The 6,683-nt window shown below is 40.3% G+C and carries 7 protein-coding genes; 5 read left to right on the top strand and 2 right to left on the bottom strand.

Features of this window, described 5'->3' with window-relative positions; translation table 11 throughout:
• The 5 genes from UC75_RS20800 to epmA all read left to right on the top strand — a co-directional run.
• Positions 1-123, top strand: a 123-nt coding sequence (locus tag UC75_RS20800; RefSeq protein WP_228137228.1) for a hypothetical protein, incomplete at its 5' end; no start/stop codon positions are given.
• A 78-nt stretch (positions 124-201) separates the two neighbouring features.
• Entirely contained in the window at positions 202-987 is a 786-nt protein-coding gene (fdhD, locus tag UC75_RS08410) for a formate dehydrogenase accessory sulfurtransferase FdhD (RefSeq protein WP_049837282.1), read from the top strand.
• A 150-nt stretch (positions 988-1,137) separates the two neighbouring features.
• Positions 1,138-1,530 (top strand): YkvA family protein, encoded by a 393-nt coding sequence (locus tag UC75_RS08405; RefSeq protein WP_049837281.1) that lies wholly within the window; start codon positions 1,138-1,140, stop codon positions 1,528-1,530.
• Between the two features lie 106 nt (positions 1,531-1,636).
• Complete coding sequence (locus UC75_RS08400) at positions 1,637-2,704, top strand: 4-phosphoerythronate dehydrogenase (RefSeq protein ID WP_049837280.1); 1,068 nt, start codon at positions 1,637-1,639, stop codon at positions 2,702-2,704.
• On the top strand, positions 2,701-3,675 hold the full coding sequence (gene epmA, locus UC75_RS08395; RefSeq protein WP_049837279.1) for an EF-P lysine aminoacylase EpmA: 975 nt from the start codon (positions 2,701-2,703) through the stop codon (positions 3,673-3,675). Before UC75_RS08400 ends, epmA begins: the two co-directional genes overlap by 4 nt.
• Positions 3,676-3,733: 58 nt before the next feature.
• Here the strand turns inward: epmA and UC75_RS08390 are convergent, their stop codons facing one another.
• Both UC75_RS08390 and radA read right to left on the bottom strand, forming a co-directional pair.
• On the bottom strand, positions 3,734-4,726 hold the full coding sequence (locus tag UC75_RS08390; RefSeq protein WP_013197042.1) for a Tim44 domain-containing protein: 993 nt from the start codon (positions 4,724-4,726) through the stop codon (positions 3,734-3,736).
• Between the two features lie 82 nt (positions 4,727-4,808).
• Entirely contained in the window at positions 4,809-6,197 is a 1,389-nt protein-coding gene (radA, locus tag UC75_RS08385) for a DNA repair protein RadA (RefSeq protein WP_013197043.1), read from the bottom strand.
• Positions 6,198-6,683 lie beyond the last annotated feature (486 nt).

Here is a 6,683-nt window from a genome sequence, read left to right as displayed (position 1 = left end):
GCCAAAATTCCAGCTTCAAAAAGTGTTCCTGTGATATTGCATGCTGGTGATGCACCTGCACACTTTAATTTGGCAACAGCAGTTGATCCTGAAGATGCAGATAAGAAAGTAAGTAACCTTTAAATTAACAGCGATATTAAAAATGTAATTCAAACAAATGGCGCTCTAAACAAGCGCCATTTCAAGATAAAGGAAATTATTTTGACACCACATTCTTATGGGGTTGAAACATTACAAGTAAAGCGGTTTAAGAAAACCGAATCTGAAAGTGTTTTAGATAATATTGTTCAAGAACATCCGATTGCTTTGGTATATAACGGCATTTCTCATGCAGTGATGATGGCTACACCTACCGATGTAGGTGTGTTTGCTAAAGGTTTTAGTCTGTCCGAAGGAATTTTAACGAGCTTAAAAGAGTTGTATGCCATTGAGGTTCATGAAAGTGAATTGGGAATTGAAGTGAATATGACCATTTCATCTAGAGCATTTGCTGCGTTAAAAGAAAGGCGACGGATGTTAGTGGGTCGTACAGGCTGTGGTTTGTGTGGCATTGAAAGTTTGGAGCATCTTCAGCTCGATATTTCTAAAATTACCATCGAACCTTCCAAAGAGTGGCTTGAACAAATTCCAATCGCGATTTCTCAATTAAAAGATCAACAAAAAATTACTGCCTTAACGGGTGGTGCTCATGCCGCTGCTTGGGTGGTTCAAGGCAAAATCATGGCTTTGTTTGAAGATGTTGGCCGTCATAATGCCTTAGACAAACTACTGGGTTATTTGGCTCAAGAAAACTACGACACCAGTTTAGGTTTTGTTGTTATGACCAGTCGTGCAAGCTACGAATTAATTCGTAAATGCGCTCAGCTTAATATTGGTTTATTGGCTTCAATTTCTGCCCCAACCAGTATGGCTATTCGGCTCGCAAAAACTTCTGGCCTAACTTTAGCAAGCTTTTGTCGTGGAGATGATTTTGTTTTATACACATAAATGTCATGCATTGAAATATTGATCAGATCAGCTCAAATGCTAAGAATGATCAAACACAATGGAAATATACATTTCTATTTTGCCTAATTTTAAGTTAAGTACGAACTTTATACTTTATGATCAGACTTATGTAGTTCAGAGTGTGTCCCAGTGGCTTGGTTACAGTCCATAAAAGATTGGGCAAAACGTCTAAAAAAACAAATTATTATGCTTTGGTTTGCATCAAAGCATCCTCAAATGCCGATATTGCCTAAAATTTTGGCCGTGATTGCTGTTGCCTATGCTTTTAGCCCCATCGATTTAATTCCAGATTTTATTCCTATTTTAGGTTTTGTTGATGATGCTTTAATTTTGCCCATTCTTATTTGGTTAGCTGTTCGCTTTACACCTAAGCAAGTCATTTTAGATGCAGAACAGCAAGCTGATGAATGGCTAGAACAGCAGGAGCGACGACCTCAAAATTATTTGGTCGCTGTGTTAATTATTTTAGTTTGGGTAACGCTAGCGGTAATGGCCTATTTCTATTTTGGCGGCGGTTTGTAAGCCTTAAAAGTGCAAGACATAGAATCGTGAATTTAAAGGCATTAACATTGTGCTTTGCTACAACTCAAAGGATAATAACGTTTTTATAAGCTTTGAGTTGCAGATAATGAAAATCGTCGCAGATGAAAATTTGGCATTTACCGATTACTTTTTTTCAGAGTTTGGCGATATTCAACACCATGCGGGACGCACCTTAGCTCATGCAGATGTAAAAGATGCAGAAGCATTATTGGTTCGCTCAGTCACTGCGGTAAATGCAAGCTTAATCGAAAATACAGCATTAAAATATGTGGGTAGTGCCACAATCGGCACCGATCATTTAGATATTCCTGCTTTAGAAAAACAAGGAATTACATGGGCAAATGCAGCAGGTTGTAACGCACAAGCGGTTGCTGAATATGTCATTACTGCTTTACTTCATTTAGATGTTAACCTTTTAGAACAACAAGAAAAATTTACCCTAGGAATAGTGGGCCTTGGAAACGTCGGTAAGCGTTTGGCACATATGGCCCAGTTGTTGGGCTGGAACGTGATTGGCTTTGACCCATATGTGAAGTTAGATTCAATTAAAAATGTAAGTTTAGAAACTCTTTTACAACAAGCGAATGCAATTTCAATTCATGTGCCGCTTACCAAAAATGGTGAACATGCGACATATCATCTTTTTGATGAGCAAGCGTTTGCTGCACTTCAACCAAACACGATTTTAATTAATAGTGCGCGTGGTCCGGTCATTAAAGAAGCTGCTTTAATCGAAGATATTCAGCGCACCCAGCGTAAAGTTGTGCTCGATGTATTTGAGCATGAGCCAGTGATATCTGAAGAACTTATAGACATGTTGGCTTTAGCAACACCGCATATTGCAGGTTATAGCTTGGAAGGTAAGGCTCGTGGCACCCAAATGATTTATGAAGCGTTCTGCCAAAAGTTTGGGTTTGATATAAATAAACGTTTCGAGACCCAATTGCCTGCATGTGACGACTATTTTTCAGGCAATGATTTAAAAGCTGTGTTAAAGCAAAAATTAGCTCAGATTTATGATATTGCTCAAGATGATGCCAACATCCGTGCCTGTATTAAAGATGGCAAAGTAGAGCAAAAAGCATTTGATTTATTACGTAAGAATTATCCGCTGCGCCGTGAATGGGCCGCACATGGAGGGCCGCAGGCATGAGCTTAAGTTATCAACCAACTTGTTCAATTGATGCCTTAAAAGCACGTGCCAAACTCTATAACCAGATTCGTCTGTTTTTTGCTGAACGCGATGTCATGGAAGTAGAAACACCGATAGTTTCACAGGCAGGTGTCACCGATGTGCATTTAGCTTCTGTTCAGGCTTTACGTCATATTAATGGCAAATTGCAGACTCAATATTTACAGACTTCTCCAGAGTTTGCCATGAAGCGTTTACTAGCGAGTGGTAGCGGGCCAATTTATCAAATCTGTAAGGTTTTTCGAGACGATGAGCACGGGCGTAAACACAATAGTGAATTTACCATGCTCGAATGGTACCGTCCGCGTCTAGACTTAAAAGCTTTAATGCATGAAACGGCCGATTTATTGCAGACTTGTTTGCAGCATCGTTTTGGTGAAGTTCGTCCGTTTATTTTAAGTTATAAACATGCTTTTCAAGATCGTCTCGACATTAATCCTTTACAAGCAACATTGAAGCAACTCAAAGATACGGCAAATCGTGTGGGATTAAATCTTGATTTAGGCGATGACCGCCTAGCTTACATGGATTTATTATTTTCTCATTTTGTGGAGCCAAGTTTAGGGTTTGATGCGCCTGTCTTTTTAACTGACTTTCCACCAGAAATGGCGTCTTTGGCAAAAGTGAAAGTGGATGAAGATGGGGAAGAGGTCGCAGCACGTTTTGAGGTATATATTGAAGGTTTAGAGCTTGCCAATGCTTACGATGAATTGCTTGATGCAGAGGTATTACGCTCACGCTTTGAAGCAGACAATGCAGAGCGGGCTAAGCAAGGTCTTCATGTCATGCCTTTAGATGAACACTTGTTAGTAGCACTGCCTCATATGCCTGAATGTTCAGGAATTGCTTTAGGTATAGACCGCTTACTCATGATTGCAATGGATCAGGTCAAAATTGAAAAAGTCATTACATTCCCAGCTGAAATTGCTTAAAAACTGACAAATAAAAAAGCCACAATATTGTGGCTTTTTTATTGAGGGTTTATTTAGCTTAAGCTTGTTGAATACCAGCAACAACCCAGTCTTGCTGAGAACCAGCAGGTTTAACAAAGTGCCAGATTTCAGTAAATGGTTGTGGCAAGCTGTTTAAATCTTCACTCACAGTACCAGTAAAGCGTACGCTTACAACGTATTGACCATTTTCAGTCGCACTGTCTACAACCATCGCATTCAGATTGCTAAATTCAGCAACGTCTTGATCTTGGTTTTCCATGATGTCGTTATACATAGAACTATAAAGTTCTGGTGTTAAGTAACGGCGAATTTCTTCAATGTTACTTGCAGTATTCATCGATTGGATGTGATTAAAACGTTGACGTGCAATACGTAAGAAAGCAGCAGGTTCACTACCATCTGGAAGTTGATTGCCATTGCTCGTTGTTGCACCGCCAAAAGGAGCTTGGGTTGCTGCACCGCCACCAACAGATTGACCAAAGATATTTGTATTATCTCCAGCATTACGTGGTGTCGCTTGTGGTGCAGCAGAACGACCAAATGGGTTTTGACCGTCGTTATTTGGTGCGTAAGGATTATTAGCTGCTAATTTTTTTTTTGCGCCCAATTTGCGGAAAACAAAAAAGGCTAAAGCTGCTGCAAGTAATACCCAAAGCCAGCTAGGAATTCCACCTTTTTTCTCTTCTTGTTGCGCTTGAGCAGCTTGTTCTGTTCCAGCTTGAGTTGCTTGATGTTCAGTTGATGTTGGTTTGTCATCAGCTAAAGCATTTGCTGCAACAGCACCTACGGCAGCACCAGCCACACCAGCTGCAACCATTGAACCAACACCCGGACCTGATCGTTGAGGTGCAGTAGCAGGTTGTTGAGCAGGAGTCACTTGACGAGGTTGTTGATAAGACTGGCTTGAAGTAGTCGAGCGTGCCATACCGTGGCTTTTACCACCACCTGCACGTTTAGCTTCAGCAAGAGGCGAAATTGCTAAAGCAGCCATTAAAATACCGGTAATCAAGCCACGCTGGTGTACTTCCATAGGAAATTCCTGTCTAAAATTAAATTGTAATAGTATTTATGAAGGTATTTACGCTAAATTTCAACCATAAAAGTATGTTTTTTTATGTCAATTCATCACTGAGTTGCATTGCCTCAGTCAATGCTTCATGCAGACGGGCAACCGCAATGACTTGTACGCCTGGAATAGCTTTTTGCGGCGCATTCCCTCTTGGCAAAATGACATACTTAAAGCCATGTTTTGCAGCTTCTTTTAAACGCTCTTGACCATTTGGTACAGGACGAATTTCACCAGAAAGGCCAACTTCTCCAAAAACGGCAAGTTGTTGAGGCAATGCTTTGGTACGCAAACTCGATGCACAGGCCAGTAAAACTGCTAAGTCCGAACCTGTTTCGGTAATCTTTAAGCCACCGACAATGTTGACATAGACATCTTGTCCTGTGGTTTGAACACCGCCATGACGGTGCATTACAGCAAGCAACATGTTTAAACGGTTTTGTTCAAGACCCAATGCTACGCGACGAGGTTGTCCTTGAGCATCATCAACTAAAGCTTGCACTTCGACTAAAAGAGGACGAGTTCCTTCACGGCTAATCATGACAATTGAACCGGGAATCGCTTCATCATAACGGCTTAAGAAAATGGCAGAAGGGTTAGCAACTTCACGTAAGCCTTTATCTGTCATGCCAAATACGCCAAGCTCGTTCACTGCACCAAAACGGTTTTTAACAGCGCGAATCATTCGATAACGTGAGTCTGATTGACCTTCAAAGTAAAGTACACAATCCACCATGTGTTCTAAAACACGTGGACCTGCTAGTGCACCTTCTTTGGTCACGTGACCAACAATGAAGAGTGCAGTGCCACTATTTTTTGCATAACGAGTTAATAAAGCAGCAGATTCACGAATTTGCGAAACACCACCCGGTGCCGATTGAAGCGTTTCTGTATAAAGCGTTTGGATCGAGTCTAAGATCGCCACGACAGGTTTTTCTTGTTCTAAGACTTCGCAAATACGTTCAACACAAGTTTCTGCCATGACTTTTAACTGGTCAGTAGGTAGGTCAAGACGTTGAGCGCGAAGTGCAACCTGAGATAAAGATTCTTCACCGGTAATATAAAGTGCAGAGCTTTTTGCACTTGCCATATAGGTTGCAGTTTGCAAAAGAATAGTCGATTTACCAATACCCGGGTCACCACCAATCAATACGACTGAACCTGTAACTAAGCCTCCGCCAAGTACGCGATCAAATTCGCTGATGCCTGTCGGTAAGCGTGTTTCATGGGAAAAAGTGACTTTATTTAGAGTTGTAATATTGGCAGCTTGACCAGCATAGCCCCCAACTTTTGGACGTGCGCGGTGAGCGGTGGTTGGCTCAAGTTTGACTTCAGTCAAAGAATTCCATTCACCACACTCTGAACATTGACCTGCCCATTTAAGATGATCGGCACCACATTGTTCGCAACGGTAAACAGTTTTGACTTTGCTCATATTCGACTTCAGTTAAAAACTTCTTAATTAATAGTAGAAACGGAGTATAACAAAACCAAAATAGAGAATCAGTTTTGAAGTGGAATACATTTTGCTTAATTTAAAACAACGAGAATATTAGGTCATTGTCATGTGTTAGTTAATTTAAAAGATTAAGGTCGAGCAGGGGTGTTTTTAATAAACAGATGAAGGACTGAAATGAAATTGAAGATTAGAAAATGGTCAATTGAGTCGTCTTTTTAATTTAAAAATCAGACAAGTTCAAGTCATGTTTTTAGACCGTAAAGTGCGTTGTATTGCTATGGGCTTGTGCGTATTATCAGATTTAATTGTATGTAGCTTGAAATCATCAGCAATACAGATAAAAATCGGTTAGCTGAAAAATTATCAAAAAATATACATTTAAAAGATACCTGCAAATGGTGCGATATCGTCTTTTTGATTTTAGCTAACGGACTAAAAAAAATTACTGGAGTGTATTGATAA

The organism is Acinetobacter sp. V2, assembly GCF_001188385.1.
In the GTDB taxonomy this organism is placed as follows: domain Bacteria; phylum Pseudomonadota; class Gammaproteobacteria; order Pseudomonadales; family Moraxellaceae; genus Acinetobacter; species Acinetobacter oleivorans.
The sequence above is the reverse complement of the archived record's forward strand: the minus strand, read 5'-3'. Positions and strand labels throughout refer to the sequence as shown.